The 18,489-nt window shown below is 71.1% G+C and carries 13 protein-coding genes and 1 pseudogene; 9 read left to right on the forward strand and 5 right to left on the reverse strand.

Going from position 1 to position 18,489, the window contains the following annotated elements:
* Positions 1–49: 49 nt before the first annotated feature.
* The 5 genes from ACK8N7_RS25935 to ACK8N7_RS25955 all read left to right on the forward strand — a co-directional run bounded on the left by ACK8N7_RS25935 (position 50) and on the right by ACK8N7_RS25955 (position 5,743).
* The gene (locus ACK8N7_RS25935) at positions 50–1,441 is read left to right on the forward strand and encodes an MFS transporter (protein WP_500444256.1); all 1,392 of its coding nucleotides are present in this window, start codon (positions 50–52) and stop codon (positions 1,439–1,441) included.
* Positions 1,442–1,500: 59 nt separating this feature from the next.
* Positions 1,501–2,829, forward strand: coding sequence for an amidase (locus ACK8N7_RS25940; RefSeq protein ID WP_500444257.1), 1,329 nt, complete (start codon positions 1,501–1,503; stop codon positions 2,827–2,829).
* 10 nt (positions 2,830–2,839) lie between these two features.
* Positions 2,840–3,868: a 3-oxoacyl-ACP synthase III family protein gene (locus tag ACK8N7_RS25945; protein WP_403208379.1), complete on the forward strand. Its 1,029-nt coding sequence runs from the start codon at positions 2,840–2,842 to the stop codon at positions 3,866–3,868.
* Positions 3,869–3,929: 61 nt separating this feature from the next.
* The gene (locus ACK8N7_RS25950) at positions 3,930–4,226 is read left to right on the forward strand and encodes an acyl carrier protein (protein ID WP_403208381.1); all 297 of its coding nucleotides are present in this window, start codon (positions 3,930–3,932) and stop codon (positions 4,224–4,226) included.
* Positions 4,223–5,743, forward strand: coding sequence for an AMP-binding protein (locus ACK8N7_RS25955; protein WP_500444258.1), 1,521 nt, complete (start codon positions 4,223–4,225; stop codon positions 5,741–5,743). Before ACK8N7_RS25950 ends, ACK8N7_RS25955 begins: the two co-directional genes overlap by 4 nt.
* A 585-nt stretch (positions 5,744–6,328) precedes the next feature.
* Here ACK8N7_RS25955 and ACK8N7_RS25960 read toward each other — a convergent pair.
* On the reverse strand, positions 6,329–7,087 hold the full coding sequence (locus tag ACK8N7_RS25960; RefSeq protein ID WP_403208387.1) for an anti-sigma factor antagonist: 759 nt from the start codon (positions 7,085–7,087) through the stop codon (positions 6,329–6,331).
* 169 nt (positions 7,088–7,256) lie between these two features.
* Positions 7,257–7,992: pseudogene (locus ACK8N7_RS25965) on the reverse strand (SDR family NAD(P)-dependent oxidoreductase).
* A gap of 105 nt (positions 7,993–8,097) precedes the next feature.
* Here ACK8N7_RS25965 and ACK8N7_RS25970 point away from each other — a divergent pair.
* Complete coding sequence (locus ACK8N7_RS25970) at positions 8,098–8,721, forward strand: TetR/AcrR family transcriptional regulator (protein ID WP_500444259.1); 624 nt, start codon at positions 8,098–8,100, stop codon at positions 8,719–8,721.
* Positions 8,722–8,728: 7 nt separating this feature from the next.
* Here ACK8N7_RS25970 and ACK8N7_RS25975 read toward each other — a convergent pair whose 3' ends face one another.
* Complete coding sequence (locus ACK8N7_RS25975) at positions 8,729–10,096, reverse strand: carboxyl transferase domain-containing protein (RefSeq protein ID WP_403208391.1); 1,368 nt, start codon at positions 10,094–10,096, stop codon at positions 8,729–8,731.
* Positions 10,086–11,597: an acyl-CoA synthetase gene (locus ACK8N7_RS25980; protein WP_500444260.1), complete on the reverse strand. Its 1,512-nt coding sequence runs from the start codon at positions 11,595–11,597 to the stop codon at positions 10,086–10,088. Before ACK8N7_RS25980 ends, ACK8N7_RS25975 begins: the two co-directional genes overlap by 11 nt.
* Before the next feature lie 327 nt (positions 11,598–11,924).
* Here ACK8N7_RS25980 and ACK8N7_RS25985 point away from each other — a divergent pair, with 327 nt between their 5' ends.
* Positions 11,925–14,408 (forward strand): PQQ-dependent sugar dehydrogenase, encoded by a 2,484-nt coding sequence (locus ACK8N7_RS25985; RefSeq protein WP_500444261.1) that lies wholly within the window; start codon positions 11,925–11,927, stop codon positions 14,406–14,408.
* A complete protein-coding gene (locus ACK8N7_RS25990; RefSeq protein ID WP_500444262.1) occupies positions 14,405–16,582 on the forward strand; it encodes a glycoside hydrolase family 99 protein in 2,178 nt (725 codons plus the stop codon). The genes ACK8N7_RS25985 and ACK8N7_RS25990 overlap by 4 nt, the downstream gene beginning before the upstream one ends.
* A 77-nt stretch (positions 16,583–16,659) precedes the next feature.
* Here the strand turns inward: ACK8N7_RS25990 and ACK8N7_RS25995 are convergent, their stop codons facing one another.
* Positions 16,660–17,892, reverse strand: coding sequence for a nitrate/nitrite transporter (locus ACK8N7_RS25995; RefSeq protein WP_500444263.1), 1,233 nt, complete (start codon positions 17,890–17,892; stop codon positions 16,660–16,662).
* Positions 17,893–18,009: 117 nt separating this feature from the next.
* Between ACK8N7_RS25995 and ACK8N7_RS26000 the strand changes: the two genes are divergently transcribed.
* Positions 18,010–18,441 (forward strand): Lrp/AsnC family transcriptional regulator, encoded by a 432-nt coding sequence (locus ACK8N7_RS26000; RefSeq protein ID WP_403208400.1) that lies wholly within the window; start codon positions 18,010–18,012, stop codon positions 18,439–18,441.
* Positions 18,442–18,489 lie beyond the last annotated feature (48 nt).

Below are 18,489 nucleotides of genomic sequence, written 5' to 3' on the forward strand. Positions count from 1 at the left end.
GGCATACGCCCGGACGAGCGTGGAGACAAAGGACAGAGGACGACTAGCCATGGCGCAGGCGCGTCCCGAAGAGACCGGGCCGGCTTCGGTCAGCCCCCCGTCACTGTGGCGGGATCGCGACTACATGTACTGGTGGTCGGGCAACGGCCTGTCGGCGCTGGGCACCAGCGTGTCGACGCTCGCCTTCCCGCTGCTTGTCCTCCACCTGACAGGATCCGCCGCCCAAGCCGGCGTCATCACCGTCCTGCACATGGTCGGCAAGCTGGCTACCCTCGCGGTGGGCGGGGCGCTGGCGGACCGGGTGTCCCGCCGCGCCATCCTGTGTCTCGCACCGCTGGTCCAGGCGGTGTCGATGGGCGTCGTCGCCCTGCTGGTGTACCGGGGCGCCCCCTCGATCACCGCGATCGGCGCGATGGCCCTGGTCAGTGGTCTGGCGGCCGGACTGCGGGTCGCTGTCTCGATGCCGGTCCTCCGCAGGATCGTACCCAAGGAGCAGATAGCGACCGCGACGGCCCAAGGGATGGGGCGCGACATGGTCGCCCAGCTGATCGGCGCTCCGCTCGGTGGCCTGCTCTACGCGATGGGCCGCTGGATCCCGTTCCTCTTCGACGCGGTCTCCTTCCTCTTCGTCACCCTGGGCTCCCTGCTGATCCGCCGGCCCCTCGGCCCGGACCGGCACCCCGGCGACGGGCCCAGGTCCAGCCTGGCCAAGGACGTGGGCGACGGCCTGCGCATGATCAGGCGCAGCGACTACCTGGTGTTCACGCTCATCTGGGGCGCTGTACTCAACGCCGTCGCCGAGGGCTTCATCCTGCTCTTCGTGGTGCTGATACAGCACCGGGGAGGCGGGCCCACGGCGGTCGGTCTCGCCACCTCGCTCGCGGTCACCGGTGGTGTCATCGGAGCGGTCCTCGGCCCTTTGCTGATGGGCAAGCTGGGCGCACGGCGGGTCCTGATCATCTCCGCGTGGGTCTTCATGGCCTCCTTCGCCGTGGTGGTGTCGGTCTCCCAGCCGTGGCAGATCGGCCTGGTGGTGATGGTCGCCATGATCAGCATGGTGCCGATGAACGTCGTGACCGAGTCGTACGAGGTCCGGCTGGTCCCGGACCAGTACCAGGGCAGAGTCGCGGCGACCAGTCGCTTCTTCGTCCAAGGGGTCCAGTGGATCGGCCCGTTGGGAGCGGGCATCCTCGCCGACGCGGCGGGCGTGGAGCGGGCCATCCTGGTGCTGGCCGCCGCCATGGCCCTGCTGGCTATCACCCTGCACGCGGCGCGGCGGTATCTCAGGGCGCTCGACATCCCGCTGGCCGACGTGGAGGAACTGCTCCCGCCGGGCGCCCCGCCCACCGGCGAGCAGAGCGGGCCGGCGACCCCTCCGGAGAGCGACATCCCCACTCCGGCGACCGGGACCAAGACGCTTGGAGAGGCACAGCAGCGATGACGGGCCTCGGCCCGCCGACCGGAACATATGCCCGCCGACCGGAACGTATGAAGGAAATCATGGAAGATCTTGTTCAGCCCATATCGCTGACGGACGCCGCCGAAAGCCTGCGGACGGGTGCTGTCGAGCCGCAGAAGTACGCGGCGAGAACCATCGAGCGCATCGCGGAAGTGGACGGTACCGTCCAGTCCTTCGTGGCGGAGCCCGGCCGGGCGGACCGGTTGGCCCACGCGGCCCAGGAAGCCGGCCGGCGCGGGACAAAGCCGGGAGACCGGCCTCCGCTGTACGGAGTTCCGGTCGGGATCAAGGACATCATCCACGTCGAGGGGCTGCCCACCGGGGCGGGTTCGGCGCTGCCGCCCGAGGCCCTGGCAGGAAGGCAGGCCACGGTCGTGGACCGGCTGCTCAAGGCCGGGGCGGTCATCGCGGGAAAGACGGTGACGGGCGAGTTCGCCGTCACGGCGCCGGGGCCCACCCGTAATCCGCACCGTCTGGAGCACACTCCGGGCGGAACGAGCAGCGGCTCCGCCGCGGCCGTCGCCGCGGGTCTGGTGCCCCTCGCCATCGGTACCCAGACCATCGGGTCGCTCATCCGCCCCGCCGCGTACTGCGGAGTGGTCGGCTTCAAGCCCAGCCACGGACGCATTCCGCTGGACGGTGTCCTCCCCGTAGCCCCGACCTTCGACACCGTCGGCATGATCACCGCTCGGGTCGCCGACGTCGCGCTGGCCGCGAGCTGTCTGTGCGACGACTGGCGGTCCGACCGTGAGGTCCCCGGCCGGCCGGTGCTCGGCATCCCGGAGGGTCCGTACATGAACTTCGCCGAGCCGGAGGCCCGTAGCGCTTTCGACGAGCAGGTGGCCGCGCTGCGCACGGCCGGCTACGACGTGGTGAGCGTCCCCATGTTCGAGAACTTCGAGGAAGAGGTCTTCGACTTCTTCGTGATCAACCTCTACGAGCTGTCCCAGGCGCACGCCGACTGGTTCGCACGCTACGAGGAGCTCTACGACGAGCGCACCGCCGAGGCCATCCGCCAGGGCCAGGGTGCCCAGGCGTCCGACCACGCTGACTCACTGGCGCGACGCGAAGCGTTCCGTGACCGGCTGGCCGCCTCCACGGCCGAGCACGGCGTCGACCTGTGGATCACCCCTGCCGCCACCGGACCGGCTCCGCTCGGCCTGGAGAGCGCCGGAGACTCGGTGATGTCCCTGCCGTGGAGCGGCGTCGGCCTTCCGTGCCTCACCATCCCCACCGCCCGTCCCGCGGGCGCCCTGCCGCTCGGCTTCCAGTGCGTCGGCCGTGCCGGTGAGGACGAGCACCTGCTGCACTGGGCCCTCGACCTCGAAGCAGTACTCACCGCCCGGGGGACCGATACCCGTGAGAGCTGAAGGACGACCAGTGGAGACTTCGGCGGAGATGGGCATCGTCGCGACCGGTACCGCTTTCGGCACTCCACGTGATGTGGCCGGGACCGCGCACGAGTACCTTCCCGATCCCGAGGCTGTCACCAAACTGGGCTACGAGAGCTATCACCGGGTGGCCGACGGGGTGACGGCGGTCGACCTGGCGGCCGAGGCGTCCCGCGTCGCCCTGAAGAACGCCGGCCTCGACATCGCGGACGTGGACCTGATCGTCCTCGGCCACTCCGACATCCCCCAGTACCTGGGATGGGACCCCTCGGCGGCGGTGGCCAGGGCGCTCGACGCCCAGGGCACCCCGACCGTGCTGTTCACCCAGTCCTGCGCCGCCTGGTCGTTGGCCCTCGACCACGCGGCCGGTGCGATGGCGCTCTCGCCCGACACGGGCACCGTACTGGTGGCCATGGTCAACGTGGTCAGCGAGACGCACACCAACCGGATGGACTTCAACGGCACCATCGCCAGTGACGGAGCCGCCGCCGCCGTCCTGCGCCGGGGGCATCCACGCCTCCGTCGGCTCTCCTCCGCCAGCTTCACCAATCCTGAGTTCGCGGATCTGTTCCGTATCGACATCGGTGGTTCCGCCCACCCCGTACCGCCCCCGGGCCGCACCCATCGCGACCTGGACCCGATGATCGCGGTCTACGAACACTTCGGCGCGGACCCCGAGCGCTTCGGGCGGTTCATCGGGGAGGTCGTCGGACGGTTCACCGACGTGGTCGATCAGGCTCTGGCGCGGGCCGGCCGTGACCGGAGCGAACTGACCCGGCTCGTCTACTTCAACGACAGCCAACGGGCGATCCACGGTGCCGCCGACGCGATCGGCATCCACGTCGCCCGCACCAACGCCGAACTCGCCCGCCGACTCGGCCACATGGGCGCTGCCGATCAACTGGTCTCCCTCCACCTGCACGCGGAGGCCGGAGAACTGGCCCCGGGGGACCTCGTCGCCCTCGCGGGTGTCGCCTCCCCCGGCATGCACTGGTTCTGCACGCTCCTCGAGGTGTGAGACCGGAACATCGAGACAAGGCGGTGCTCCCCATGTCACGACCCCAGGATGGGAAACAGAAATGACCACCGAGTCCGGGATCGAGCCGGAGGAACTGATCAGGATCTCCGAGGATCAGATCGCCCGATTCGTCGTCGAGCGCTTTCTCTCCGATGTCGAGTGGACCGAACTCGACGCAGATTACGACCTGTTGGCGACCGGGGTGGTCGACAGCCTCGGGGTGCTGCAGATCGCGAGCTGGCTGGCGAAGCAGCACGGCATCACTCTGGCCGGCCCTGAACTGACGGCCGGGAACTTCCGTTCCGTGCGGACCATCCGGGCGACGGCCGAGCGGGCGGAAGCGGGTGGTGCGGCATGACCCGCTCACTCGTCGCGTCGTTCACGGCTCACGCGGCCGCCCAGCCCGGCGCACCCGCGCTCATCTGGGAGGACCGGCCCGTAAGTTACGGCGATCTGTACGCCATGGCGGCCAGGGCACGCACCCAGGTCGAGGAGGCGGCGCCGGACGCCTACCGTCCCGTCGGTCTGCTGGTACGCAAGTCACCGGAAGCCGTGGCCCTGGTGCTCGGCTGCCTGATGGCCGGCCGCTCCTTCCTCCTGCCCTCGCACGAGCTGCCCGAAGCACCCCTGAAAGCCCTCTTCCAGCAGGCGGGATGCGCGGTGGTGCTCGGCCTCGCCGACGCTCCACCCGTCGACCGGGTGGTGGATCCAGCGGGGGGTCCCAAGGGCTGTGAGGAGTACCCCCCCGCCGCGGCCGTCGGCGACGAAGCCGTGACCTTCATGCTCACCACGTCCGGCTCGACCGGTCTGCCCAAGGTCGTTCCGCTGTCGTCCGGGGCGGTCGGCCGTTTCACCGAGTGGGCGGCCGAGACCTTCGGGATCACGACCGGCGTCGCTGTCCTCAACTACGCGCCGCTCAACTTCGATCTCTGCATGCTGGACGTGTGGACGACGCTTGCGTACGGCGGCACCGTCGTGCTGGTCGACCCGGGCAGGGGTGCCTCGGCCGGCTATCTGCGTGATCTGGTCGCCGATCACGCGGTGTCCGTGGTTCAGGGTGTGCCGATGCTCTTCCAGCTGCTCGCAGAGGCGACAGCGGAAAGCGGTTCTCTCGACACGCCCGACCACGTCATCTTCGCCGGTGACAGCATGCCCGCTCGTGTGCTGGCCGGGGTGTCCACCACCTTCTCCAAAGCACGCTGGTACAACAACTACGGTTGTACCGAGACGAACAACAGCTTCCTCCACGAAGTGGACCAGGATCGGCCCCTCCGTACACCGCTGCCGATCGGCCGGCCGCTGGCAGGTGTGCGCTGGCTGATCATCGGCCAGGACGGCCGGGCGCTGACCGGCCCCGGTCAGGGTGAGCTCTTGGTCAACACCCCCTTCCAGAGCGCGGGATACGTGAACGCGCCCAACGCGAAGACCTTCGCCCCGCACCCGGACGGTGCACCCGGCCTTGTCTACTACCGCACCGGCGACGTGGTCACCCTGCACGAGGACGGCGCCCTGAGCGTGATCGGCCGGACCGACTACCTGGTGAAGGTGCGTGGTTTCCAGGTCAGCACCCAGAGTGTGGAGCAGATCCTCCTGGACCACCCGGCCGTCGCCGAGGCCGCCGTCATCGCCCTCCCCGATCCGGTCGCCGGTCATCGCCTGCATGCCCGCCTTCGGCTGACCGATGCGGGAAGCGTGAACAGCCTTTCGCTGCGCCAGCATTGCTCGGAGCGAACGGTGCGCGCGGCGATCCCCAGCGTGATCGAGATGGTGACGGACCCGCTGCCCAGGACCTCCACCGGCAAAGTCGACCGTAACCGGATCAAGGCCTGCGTTCTCGCAGCCGAGGAGGAGCCTGCCCGGACACCGCGGCCCTGAGGAGCCGCAGTTCGATCGATCATGCGGCCTGGTGGTGGATGCGATGTTCCTCAGTTTCGCGAAGTGCCTGATAGGCGAGCCGAACGCCCCGCGGAGAGCGTCCTCGTGTGCAGTGAGCTGTCGGCTGGAACGCTGGTTACCTCTCACGGCCATGGGCATCATGGGCCTTGCACGCGGGGTGGCCGGTACATCCGGAGCGTGTGACCCTGGGTCGCAACCTCGCCGTACATGCCCACTCGGTGAGTTCGGCCGGAGGAATGCGGCAGGAAGTCTGAATATGTTCGGCACGCTCCTCATCGCCATGCTCCTCCTGGCCATGGCGATCGTGGTTGCCCTGTGTGTAGCGGGAATTCACGCCGTTCTTCTCGGCCGGGTGCCCGGGCGGTGGCTGCGTACCGCGTGCAACGTCCTCGGGCCTGGGGAGCGGGAGCGATACTCCTGGCGCTCGCCTGGCCCTCGGGCTCCCTCTACGCCTGCGTGGTGGGAATCGGCCTGATGGCGATCGGGTACGTACCGGAAGGAAAGAGCTGAGGGGCGCCCGGCGGGATCATGGCCGGACGCCCATCGGTTGGGCCGGGTGGTGGATCAGGCGAAGCTCTTGACCGCTTCGTCCTCGGTGTCGTACACGTCGAAGACCGTGATCAGCTGCGTGATGGCCAGGATGTCGTAGATCTTCGGGGGCAGGTTCACCAGCTTGAGCTTCGCGCCCCGGTTGGTGGCCGTCGTGTAGGCCGAGACGAGCTCGCCGATGCCCGAACTGTCGATCGTGGTGACACCCCCCAGGTCGAGGAGGATCTTCGTCGAGCCGTTGCTGAGCTCGTCCTGCACGGCACTGCGCAGTACTACGTCACCGACTCCGATGGTGATCTTTCCGGTCAGGGTGACGATGCTGACGTCGCCCACGGTGCGGCGGTTTGCCTGAGCCATGAGTGCCTGCCTCCATGTAGTGGTGCTGAAGACCAGGACCACGTCGGTTCCCGGTGGATCGTCGCGGCGTGCGACGGTGTAGCTGTCCGTCAGGTGGTCGATCAGGACGAGGCCGCGGCCGGAGGGGGTCAGGTTGACCTTCACGGTGGGCGGGGGAGGCGTGAAGCCGTCGCCCTCGTCGCCGACCGTGACGCGCACCCGGCCCTCCTGGGTCTCCCAGTCGAGCCGGACGCGTTTGCCGGGGTGCTGCCGGTTGCCGTGGAGGACGGCGTTGGCCGCCGCTTCCCTGACGGCCAGGCAGATCCTGTACCGGTCGTCCTCGCCGAGCCCACAGGTCTCGGCGAGCGTCTCCGCCCAGGCCTCGGCCTCGTCGATGTGCACCACACCGGACGGCAACTGCACTGCGTTCCCACCCATCTGCGCCCTCCGCCCGGTGTTCCCTCGGCAACCTCGGCGAGGCTATGCAGGGACGGGCGACGGCTTCCGGGAGATGGCCGGCCGTTCACACGAATGGGGCAGCGGCTTCAGGACACGGCTCATCTGCGCCCCTCACCTGCGCTGTCGCCCTAGGCCGGCCCCACCGCCGTCAGGCCGTGTAGCCGCCGTCCACCGCCAGCGAGGTCCCGGTGATCCACTGGGCGTCCGGGCCCGCCAGGAAGGCCACAGCCTTCGCGGTGTCGGCGCCGGTGCCCAGAACCTTCGCGGCCGTCCTCAGGCGCTCCTCCTCCGCCTCGTCCGTGCCCTCCGGGTTCATGTCGGTGACCGTGGGGCCGGGGTCCACGACGTTCGCGGTGATCCCCCTGGGTGCCAGGTCGTGGGCCAGGCCCTTGGTGGAGCCGGTCAGCGCCGACTTGCTCATCGCGTAGAGCGTCACGTTCGGCACGGGTACGCGGGTGGCCCGCTCCCGACGCTGATGACGCGTCCGCCGTGTCACATGTGGGGCACGGCTGCCTGGGTGGCGAGGAAGACGGCCCGCACATGGACGGCGAGCGTGCGGTCGATCTCCGCCAGCGTCACGTCCTCGACCGGGCCGTAAGGGAAGATCCCGGCGTTGTTCACCAGGATGTCGAGCCGGCCGAACGCGCCTGCCGCCTCCTCGACGGAGCGCACGACCGCCGCCGGGTCGGCGCTGTCGGCCCGGATGGCCACGCCCTTGCGGCCCAGCGCCTCGGCCGCCGCGACGACCTCCCGGGCCTTGTCGGCCGCGTTGACATAGGTCAGCGCCACATCCGCGCCCTCCTCGGCCAGTCGAAGGGCGATCGCGACGCCTATGCCGCGGCCCCCCGGGTCACCAGCGCCACCCTGCCCGCTGACTGAGGCATGTTGTTCCTTCCGCTGCCACGTTGAGCTATTTTTAGGTTGAACGATCCAGAAATAGTAGACCGGCAGGGACGGGCAGGGGGCAACCCCCTTTCGAGGAGGCGGAGATGGGCGGAAGAGGGCGGCCGCGCGGCTTCGACCGTGACGCGGCGCTGCGGGGTGCGATGGAGACGTTCTGGGAGTACGGGTACGAGGGGGCGAAGCTCACCGATCTGACCGCCGCCATGGGCATCAACTCCGCCAGCATCTACAACGCCTTCGGCTCGAAGGAGGAGTTGTTCCGCGAGGCCGTGGCTCTCTACGGCTCCACCACGGGCTCGGCGACCGCTCGCGCCCTGCGGGAGGAGCCGACCGCCCGGGGTGCCGTCGAGGCCATGCTGCGCGGCAACATCGACACCTTCACCGACCCGGGCACTCCCACCGGCTGCATGATCGTCCTCGCCGCCGCCAACTGCTCCCAGCAGAACCGGGAGGTCGGCGAGTTCCTGGCCGGATGGCGTAGGAGGGCCGTCGCGGAGCTGGAGGCGCGGCTGGAACAGGCTGTTTTGGAAGGTGAGTTGGCCTCCGGGACCGACGTCCGGTCCGTCGCCGCCTTCTACGCGACCGTCCTCCACGGGCTGTCGGTCGAGGCGCGCGACGGCGTGCCCCTGGAGCGCCTCAGCTCCACCGTGGACCACGCCGTCGCCCTGTGGGACTCGCTGGTGGGGCGGGCGGCGACCCAGCAGTCGTGAGCGTCTTCTACGAGACGATCGAGCGGGCGATGCCCAGCTCCACCAGGTCCTGCGGGCGCAGGCGGAGCTGGTCGGCGGTGGCGCCCGTCTCCGCAGGGGGCCGCTTGAGGATCGCCGCCGCGAGCTCGGGCGCGATGACGGAGAAGTAACTGTCTGCCGTCACATGGGTGTTGCCCGGCGCCGCGAGGGCCAGTGCCCCGCCCGAGCCGCCCTCGCCGATGACCAGCGTCGTCACCGGGACCCGGGCCGCGGCGATCGCCGCGAAGGTGTCCGCGATGGCCGCGCCCGCGCCCGTCCGTTCCGCTTCGGCGTCGTTGGCGGCGCCCGGGGTGTCGACCAGGGTGAGGACGGGGACGCCGAGCCGGTCCGCGAGCCGGATCGTGCGGGCCGCTGCCCGGTACCCGGCCGGGCGGGTCGCGGTCCCGCACTGGGCGGCGTACGCCACCGGCTGCCCGTCCGCGCGCAGCCCGAAGCCGCTCAGCAGCCCCGGGTCGCTGCCGCCGCACCTGTCCCCGTGGAGGGGGAGCCGTACGGTGAAGTAGTCGGCCAGGTACGCCTCCGCGCGCGGGCGTTGCGGGGAACGGGCCCGCTCCACCGCCTCCCGGCCGCTCGCAGGCAGCCCGGAAGTGGATGACGGCCGGGCGCGGGGGAGTGGCGCGGCGGACCGGGGTGCCTCGCACGACCCGCCCGCCCCCAGCGCCCGCAGCCACAGGGCCACCGTGGCCGGCAGCTCCGCGCCCGGGACCACCGCGTCGGCCTGGCCCGCCGCGAACTGGCCCTCGGCGCTGTACGCGTACGGGTCCGCGTCCGGCGGCCGCACCCGGGACCCCGCGAATCCGACCTGGGCGCCCGGCAGGGCCAGCACCACATCCGCGCCGGCCCCCACGGTGGCCCAGCCGCCGCCGGTCGTGGGGTCGCGGACCACGGCGATCTGCGCGAGCCCCGCCGTGCGCAGCCGGGCGGAGGCGGCCGCCACCCGCTGGAGCTGGGTGAGGGCGACCATGCCCTCCTGCATCCGGCTGCCGCCGGTGGCGACGAGCGCGACCAGGGGGAGGCGCCGGGAGAGCGCCAGTCCGTACGCGGCTTCCAGTCGGTCGCCCGTCAGCTGCCCCAACGAGCCGCCCAGGAAGCCGAATTCGAAGGAGAGGAGCACGCACTCCCGGTCGCCGACGACCCCGGTCCCGTACACCACGGACTCGTCCTCGCCCGTGCGTTCCGCCGCCCGCTCCCGCGCCGCGTCGTACCCTGCCCAGCCGAGCGGACCGTCCGGCGGCAGGGTGCGCGGCGGCGGGCGGTGCTCGGTGAAGCCCGCGCCGCCCGTGAGCAGCGCGATCGTCTCCCGGGCCGTCATACGAAGGGAGGGCTCAGCGGGCATGGAGCGACCTCTTCATGATCTTGCCCAGGTCGTTGCGGGGCAGCGCGTCCAGATAGTGCACCGTACGCGGGCGTTTGTGCGGGGCCAGCTGGGCCGCCACATGGTCCGCCAACTCTTCGGCAGGGGGTGGAGAGCCGGGGTCGGCGGCGACCACCCACGCCACGACTCGCTCGCCGAGGTCCGGGTCCTCCTCGCCGGTCACGGCCGCCTCCCGGACGCCTGGGTGGGCCAGCAGGATGTTCTCGATCTCGCCCGCGCCGATCTTGTAGCCGCCGCTCTTGATCAGGTCGGTGGCCTTGCGCCCGACGATCGTGATGTACCCGTCCTCGTCCACCGTGCCGACGTCACCCGTACGGAACCAGCCGTCCTCCGTGTGCGCGGCGGCCGTGGCGTCGGGCCGGTTCAGGTACCCCGTGAACAGGTTCGGGCCCCGGACCTGGATCTCGCCGATCGCCTCCGGCCCGGACAGCACCGAGCCGTCCTCCTCCACCAGGCGCAGCTCCACCCCGGCGAGCGGCGGGCCCACCGTGCCCGGGCGCGGTACGCCGTACGCCCGGATCCCCGTGTTCATCAGGGTCTCCGTCATCCCGTACCGCTCGATCACCCGCCGCCCGGTCGCCGCCGCGATGCGTTCGTGGTCGTGCACGGGCAGCGCCGCCGAACCGGAGACCAGCAGCCGCGCCCCCGCCAGCGCCCCGGCCAGGGCGTCCCGCTCCGTGCCGCCCGCCGGGGCGTCCAGCACCTCGGCCAGCCGGTGGTACATCGTCGGTACGCCGAACAGCATCGTGCCCCCGGACGCCAGCTCGCGGGCCACGGCCTCGGGCGAGAACTTCCCCAGGTGGCGCAGGGAGCCGCCGCGGCGCAGCGGGCCGAGGACGCCCAGGATCAGCCCGTGCACATGGAACAGCGGCAGCGCGTGGACCAGGACGTCGTCATCGGTCCACCCCCAGGCGTCCTCCAGCGCGTCCAGGGACGCGGCGACGGCCCGGCGCGGCAGCACGGCCCCCTTGGGCGGGCCGGTGGTGCCGGAGGTGTACACGATCAGGGCGGGGGCCTCGGGGCCGGCCTCGCCCGCTCCGTACTCCTCCGATGCCGCCACTGCTGACGCCGCCAGCGCCCGCGCGTCCACCGTCACCCGCCGCAGCTTCTCCAGCGCCGGCGGCAGCTCGTCGTCCGGGCCCGCCAGTACGGCCGTGGGCTCGCTGTCGGCCAGGATGTGCGCCAACTCGCGTTCGCCGGTACGGGGGTTGAGCGGCACGACCGGCACTCCGGCCCGCAACGCCGCCACCACCGCGATCACCGTTGCGGCCGTCGGGGTGGCCCAGACGGCGACGCGCCCCGCGTCCGCGATCCGGGCGGCGAGCGCGGCGGAGGCCGCGGCCAGTCCGCCGTAGGTCAGGGAGAGGCCGCCTTGGGGCAGGGACAGGTCACCGAAGCGGATGGCCTCCCGGGAGGCTGCCGGGCCGGTGGGGGACTGGAGCGCGGGAAGAAGGAGGGTCACGCCGGGAAGCCTAGGCCGTCCCGGCGCGACCCGCCGGGACCCGGACGGGGATGAGGGCAGCGTCACCACAGGTCGGCTTCCGCGGGGCCGGTTTCCCCGCCGGAGTCGCTGCACGGGGCACTCAACCGCAATTTTGACACGACCTTGACAAATTAATTTTGCGTTGCCAGCATGCAAAAAGCCTGCCTGGTGAGGGAGTTGGAGCGCTCTCCAGGAGAAAAAAGCTGCCTGCCCCCCTGCCCCATGCACCGGTGCAGTCGCTGCACGTCGCAAAGCGCGACAGCGCCTTGCCTGACAGACCCCACGTACCGTCAGGAAGGAACATCCATGTCACCCGCCCCGCGGTGGTCCAGATACGCCACCGCGCTCGCCGCACTGCTGGCCACCGCCCTGGCCGTCCCCACCGTCACCGCCACGGCCGCCGATGCCGATGCCCGCGCCCCACGCGTCGCGGCCGACATCCCCGCCGCCGACTACCAGCAGGTCCAGCTGGCCCTGGGCCCGGCCGAACTGGGCGAGGCCATGTCCCTCGCCGTGCTGCCCGACCGGTCCGTCCTGCACACCGCCCGCGACGGCACACTCCGCCTCACCGACGCGGCCGGGTCCACGAAGACAGCGGGGAAGCTCGACGTCTACACGCACGACGAGGAAGGCCTCCAAGGCGTCGCCGTCGACCCGGACTTCACCGCCAACCGGTACGTCTACCTCTACTACTCACCCGTCCTGAACACCCCGCCCGGCGACGCCCCCACCACCGGCTCCGCCGCCGACTTCGAGCCGTGGAAGGGGCACCTCAACCTCTCCCGCTTCGTGCTGAAGGCCGACGGAACGCTGGACACCGCCAGCGAGAAGGTCGTCCTCGAAGTCGAGAGCGACCGGGGCCAGTGCTGCCACGTCGGCGGTGACATCGACTTCGACGCCGCCGGGAACCTCTACCTGACCACCGGCGACGACACCAACCCGTTCGAGTCGAGCGGCTACGCGCCCATCGACGAACGCACCGACCGCAACCCGCAGTTCGACGCCCAGCGGTCCTCCGGGAACACCGACGACCTGCGCGGCAAGCTGCTGCGGATCAAGCCCACGGCCGACGGCGGCTACACCGTCCCGGCGGGCAACCTCTTCGCTCCCGGCACCGCGGGCACCCGCCCCGAGATCTACGCGATGGGCTTCCGCAACCCCTTCCGGATGTCCGTCGACAAGTCGACCGGAGCCGTCTACATCGGCGACTACGGCCCCGACGCCGGGTCCACCGACCCGAACCGCGGCCCCAGCGGCCAGGTCGAGTTCAACCGCGTCACCCAGCCCGGCAACTTCGGCTGGCCGTACTGCACGGGGACCAACACCGCCTCGGAGACGTACGGCGAGTACACCTTCCCCAGCGGTCCGGCCGGCGGGAAGTACGCCTGCGCCACCGGCCCGGCCAACAACTCCTTCCGCAACACCGGACTCGCCACCCTGCCCCCGGCCCGGCCCGCCTGGATCCGGTACGCCGGTGACGCGGGCTCCCCGCCGGAGTTCGGCGGCGGCTCCGAGTCCCCGATGGCCGGCCCCGTATACAACTTCGACGCCGGTCTCGACTCGGCCGTGAAGTTCCCGGCCTCCCTCGACGGCCGGTTCTTCGCCACCGAGTACGGCCGCAAGTGGATCAAGCCGGTGGAGGTGAAGGCCGACGGATCGCCCGGGGTGATCGACACCTTCCCGTGGACCGGCACCCAGGTGATGGACTCCGCGTTCGGACCCGACGGGGCGCTGTACGTCCTCGACTACGGGACCGGCGCGAGCAACCAGGCGCTCTACCGCATCGAGTACCTCGCCGGCAGCAACCGCTCCCCGGTCGCCAGGGCCGCCGCCGACCGCACCTCCGGGCCCACCCCGCTCGCGGTCACCTTCTCCTCGGCGGGCAGCAACGACCCCGAGGGCGGAAACCTCACCCACGCCTGGGACTTCGGCGACGGAGCCACCTCCACCGACCCGAACCCCAGCCACACCTACACCACGGCCGGGACCTACAACCCGACCCTCACCGTCACCGACCCCGAAGGGCTCACCGGCACCGCGAGCCTGGTCGTGACGGCGGGCAACAGCGCCCCCACGGTCACCCTCGACACCCCGGCCGACGGCACCCTGTTCTACTTCGGCGACTCCGTCCCCTTCACCGTGAGCGTCAGCGACCCCGAGGACGGCACGATCGACTGCTCCAAGGTCAAGGTCACCTACCTCCTCGGCCATGACAGCCACCGCCACCAGATCACCTCGAAGAACGGCTGCTCCGGCACCATCGGCGTCCCCGTCGACGGGGAGCACGACAGCGCCGCCAACATCTACGGGGTCTTCGACGCCGAGTACACCGACGCGGGCGGTCTGACCACCCACAGCGACTCCATCCTCCAGCCCCGCCACCGCCAGGGCGAGCACTTCGCCGCCCAGAACGGCATCGAGGTCGCCCCCCACGGCCCGGCCGAGGGCGGCGCCACGGTCGGCTACACGGACGACGGCGACTGGGTCTCCTTCAAGCCGTACGTGCTGTCCAACGCCACCTCCATCACCGCCCGGGTCGCCTCCGGCGGGGCCGGCGGCACCCTGGAGGTACGGGCGGGCTCCGCGACCGGCACGCTGCTCTCCTCGCTCACCGTCGCCCCGACCGGCGGCTGGGAGAACTTCGTGGACATCACCGCGGACGTGAACAACGCGCCCGCCGGATCCACCGAACTCTTCTTCGTCTTCAAGGGACCGACGGGTCAGGGCAGCCTCTTCGACCTGGACGCCTTCACGTTCAACACACTGGGAGCGGAGGTGAGCAGCCGATGAGGATGTCCCGTGTCCGCCGCCTGGCGTGCGCCGTGGCCCTCGCCCTCGGGGCGGCCTTCCTGAGCCCCGGCATCCAGAGCGCGGCGGCGGTAGCCGACCCGTACCAGGTCCTGGTCTTCTCCAAGACCGCCGGATTCCGTCACGACTCCATTCCGGCGGGCATCACCGCCATCCGACAGCTTGGCGCGTCCAGCGACTTCACCGTCACCGCCACCGAGGACGCGACCGCCTTCACCCCGCAGAACCTTGCCGAGTACGAGGCCGTCGTCTTCCTCTCCACCACCGGCGACGTCCTTGACGACACCCAGCAGAACGCTCTCAAGGGGTACGTCGACGGGGGCGGCGGCTTCGTCGGCGTCCACGCGGCGGCCGACACCGAGTACGACTGGCCGGAGTACGAGGACCTCGTCGGCGCCTGGTTCCAGAGCCACCCGGCGATCCAGGAGGCCCGCCTCACCACCGAGGACCACGTCCACCCGGCGACCGCGCACCTGGACGACACCTGGACGCGGACCGACGAGTGGTACAACTACCGCTCCAACCCACGGCAGGACGTCCACGTCCTGCAGTCCCTGGACGAGTCCAGCTACAGCGGCGGCGAGATGGCGGGCGACCACCCCATCACCTGGTGCCATCCGCAGCAGGACGGGCGCTCCTTCTACACCGGGCTCGGCCACACCATCGAGTCCTTCGCCGACCCGGACTTCCGCCGACTCCTCCTCGGGGGAATCCAGTACGCCGCCGGAGCCGTCGAGGCCGACTGCGGAACCGGCGATACGGGCCCCGGCCCGGACCCGGGCGGCGACAGCGCGGAGGCGGAGGCGTACACCTCCTCCTCCGGCGTCCAGGCCGCCCCGCACGCGGCGGCGAGCGGCGGCGCCACCCTCGGGTACATCGACCACGGCGACTGGGCGGGCTACGCCTCGCTCGACCCCGCCGGGGCCACCGCCTTCACCGCACGGGTCTCCTCGGCCGGTGCGGGCGGCACCATCGAGGTCCGCGCCGGGTCCGCCACCGGCCAACTCCTCGGCTCGGCAGCCGTCGCCCCCACCGGCGGCTGGGACATGTTCACCGAGGTCACCACCACCCTGACGGCCGCCGCACCCGGCGCGGGTCCGCTGTTCCTCCGGTTCACCGGCGGCGCGGGCGCCCTCTTCGACGTCGACCGCTTCACCCTCACGCGCGCCCCGGCCACCGAGGAGGGCGGCTCGTCCAACGTGCACCTCTTCTACTACCCCTGGTACGGCACCCCGGAAGGCCCGGGAGGGAGCTGGCGCCACTGGCAGCAGGGCGGCCACACCCCGCCCGCCTCCATCGGCGCCGACCTGTACCCGAAGCTCGGCCCGTACGACTCCGGGGACATCGCCGGGGCGGTGGACCGGCACATGGAGTGGGTCCAGCGGTCCGGCGCGGGCGTCATCGTCTACAGCTGGTGGGGACAAGGGGGTTACGAGGACTCCCTGGCCGGAGACGTCCTGGACGCCGCCGCCCGCCACGGCATCGAGGTCGCCTGGCACATCGAGCCGTACAACGGCCGCACCGCCGCCTCCGTCGTCGACGACATCGCCTATCTGGAAGGGAAGTTCGGCGACCATCCGGCGTTCTACCGGGACGCGGCACATGGCGACCGCAACGCCTACTACATCTTCGAGAGCCTGAAGATCCAGGACTGGTCGGCCCTGGACGCCGTCAAGGACACCGCCATCGTCCTCGCCCAGACCACCGACACCACCAAGGTCGACCACTTCGGCGGGATCTACACCTACGACGGCATCGCCGGCGCCACCGCCCCCGGCTGGAAGCAGGCGGGCGACTACGCCAGGGCCAACGGCCTGGTCTGGGCCCCCTCGGTCGCCCCCGGCTACATCGACGACCGGGCCGTCCCCGGCAACACCACCCCCACCCTGGGCCGCGCGGACGGCGCCTCCTACGACCTGGAGTGGAACAACGCCCTGGACCCGGCCATCGGCGGTGACCCCACCTGGGTCTCCGTCACCTCGTTCAACGAGTGGCACGAGGGCAGCTCCATCGAACCGGCCTCCTCCAACCCGCCGCCGGGCCACGGCTACGAGACCTTCGAGGGGGCCTACGGCAAGACCGGAGTGGCCGCCGAGACGGCCTACCTGGACCGGACCGCGTACTGGGCGGACCGGTTCGAGCAGCAGCGCAGGTAGAACCTGGGCCCGCATACGAACGGCCGCGTTCCGGCGGGAACGCGGCCGTTCTCATGGATCCTCGTGTCCCGCCCGTCTCACCCGTCGCGCTGGAGCGTCCGCATCCGCGCGTACGCGTACACGCACCCCGCGAGCGCCAGGTCGGACAGGAGCATGAAGCCGATCGCGTACGAGTCCTTGGCGCTGTAGATCGCCCCCATCACCAGCGGCGGTACGAAGCCGCCGAGCCCGCCCATCGCGCCGACGATGCCCGTCACACTGCCCACCTTCGGCTGCGGGGTCACCTGGGAGACCAGGGTGAACACACTGCCGCTCGCCGTGCCCAGCCCGGCCGCCATGGCCAGCAGCGCGATCGTGCCACCCGGGTCCAGCGGCGGCTCGAAGGCCTGGACGACCGCCATCAGGGCCGCCACCAGCAGCGCGCCGGAGGTCACCAGCGCCGGGTGGATCCGGTCCGAGAGCCAGCCGCCGATCGGCCGGAAGACGACGGTGACCAGGGCGAACCCGGCTGCCTTGGTGCCCGCCTCGGTCGGCGACATCTCGTACCAGGTCTTCAGGTACGTCGGCAGATAGACCCCGAACGCCACGATCCCGCCGAAGCCGATCGCGTACAGCGCCGACAGCTCCCAGGTCACCCGCAGCTTCCCGGCCTCGCCCAGCCGGTGCACCAGCGTGTCCGTGGGGACCCTCCGGTCGGGGTGGTCGCTGATCAGGGCGGCGGCCAGCAGCGCGAACACCACGAGGGCCCCCGCGACCACGAGGAACGGCAGGTTGTCGCCCTGCTTCGCGATGCGCGGGGTGAAGTACCCCGACAGTGCCACCCCGCCCATGCCCATCCCGAACACACCCAGCGCGAACCCCCGCTTGGCGGGCGGGAACCACGAGTTGACCAGCGGGACACCGATCGCGAACGTGGTGCCGCCGAGTCCCAGCAGGAAGCCGACCGCGATCATCGCCCCGTACGAGTTCTTCGCCGGGATCAGCAGCAGCACCGGGACCACCGTCAGCGCCGACACCACGGGGAACATCAGCTTCGCACCGTACTTGTCCGTCAGCGCGCCCACCGGGATACGGCCGAGCGACCCGACGAGCACCGGCACGGCCACCAGGAACGACTGCTGGAACGAGCTGAGCCCCAGCCGGTCCTTGTAGTCGCCGGACATCGGCGCGATCAGGTTCCACGCCCAGAAGGTGAGGGCGAAGCCGACCGTCGCCATGACGAGGTTGCGGTACGCGGCGGTGGAGGGTGCGGCGGCCGCCGGGGCGTGGGCGTCCGGAGGCTCGGGGGACTGCTTGACGGCGGTATCCACACGGTAAGTCAAGGGCGCGAGGGAGCGCACGGCCCGCCGGACTGCGCCGACCGGGCGACAGCGGGCTCCCGTCAGCTCCCCTCAGCCAATATCGCCGCAAGCTGGGACAATTGCGGTATGGATCGGCTGGACAGGGAAATCCTCGGCATTCTCCAGGAGGACGCCCGGATCTCGTACCGGGATCTCGGCGTACGCGTGGGGCTCAGCGCCAACGCGGCGGGCGACCGCGTCCGCCGCATGCGCCGGGACGGGGTGATCCGCGGCTTCACCGTCATCGTCGACCCGGCCGCCGACACCCGTTCGGGCCTGGTCGTCTTCATCGATGTGAGCCTGCGGCTCGACACGACGAACGAGGAGTTCGAGCGCTCGGTGCTGATGCTGCCCGGGATCACGGAGGTGGTGCACGTGACGGGCGGCCACGACTATCTGATCCGCGCCACGGCGGCCGACCAGGTGGCGCTGGACACGCTGCTGCGGCGGCTCAAGCGGGAGGCGGGGGTGGCCCACTCCACCACCCGGATCGCGCTACGCGCGGCGCCGAAGCACTGACCGGCGCGCTACGGGAGGCGCCGTAACAGGCACTTCTCGCGAGCCCAC

Source organism: Streptomyces griseobrunneus, from assembly GCF_046713465.1.
Classification (GTDB): Bacteria; Actinomycetota; Actinomycetes; order Streptomycetales; family Streptomycetaceae; genus Streptomyces; species Streptomyces microflavus.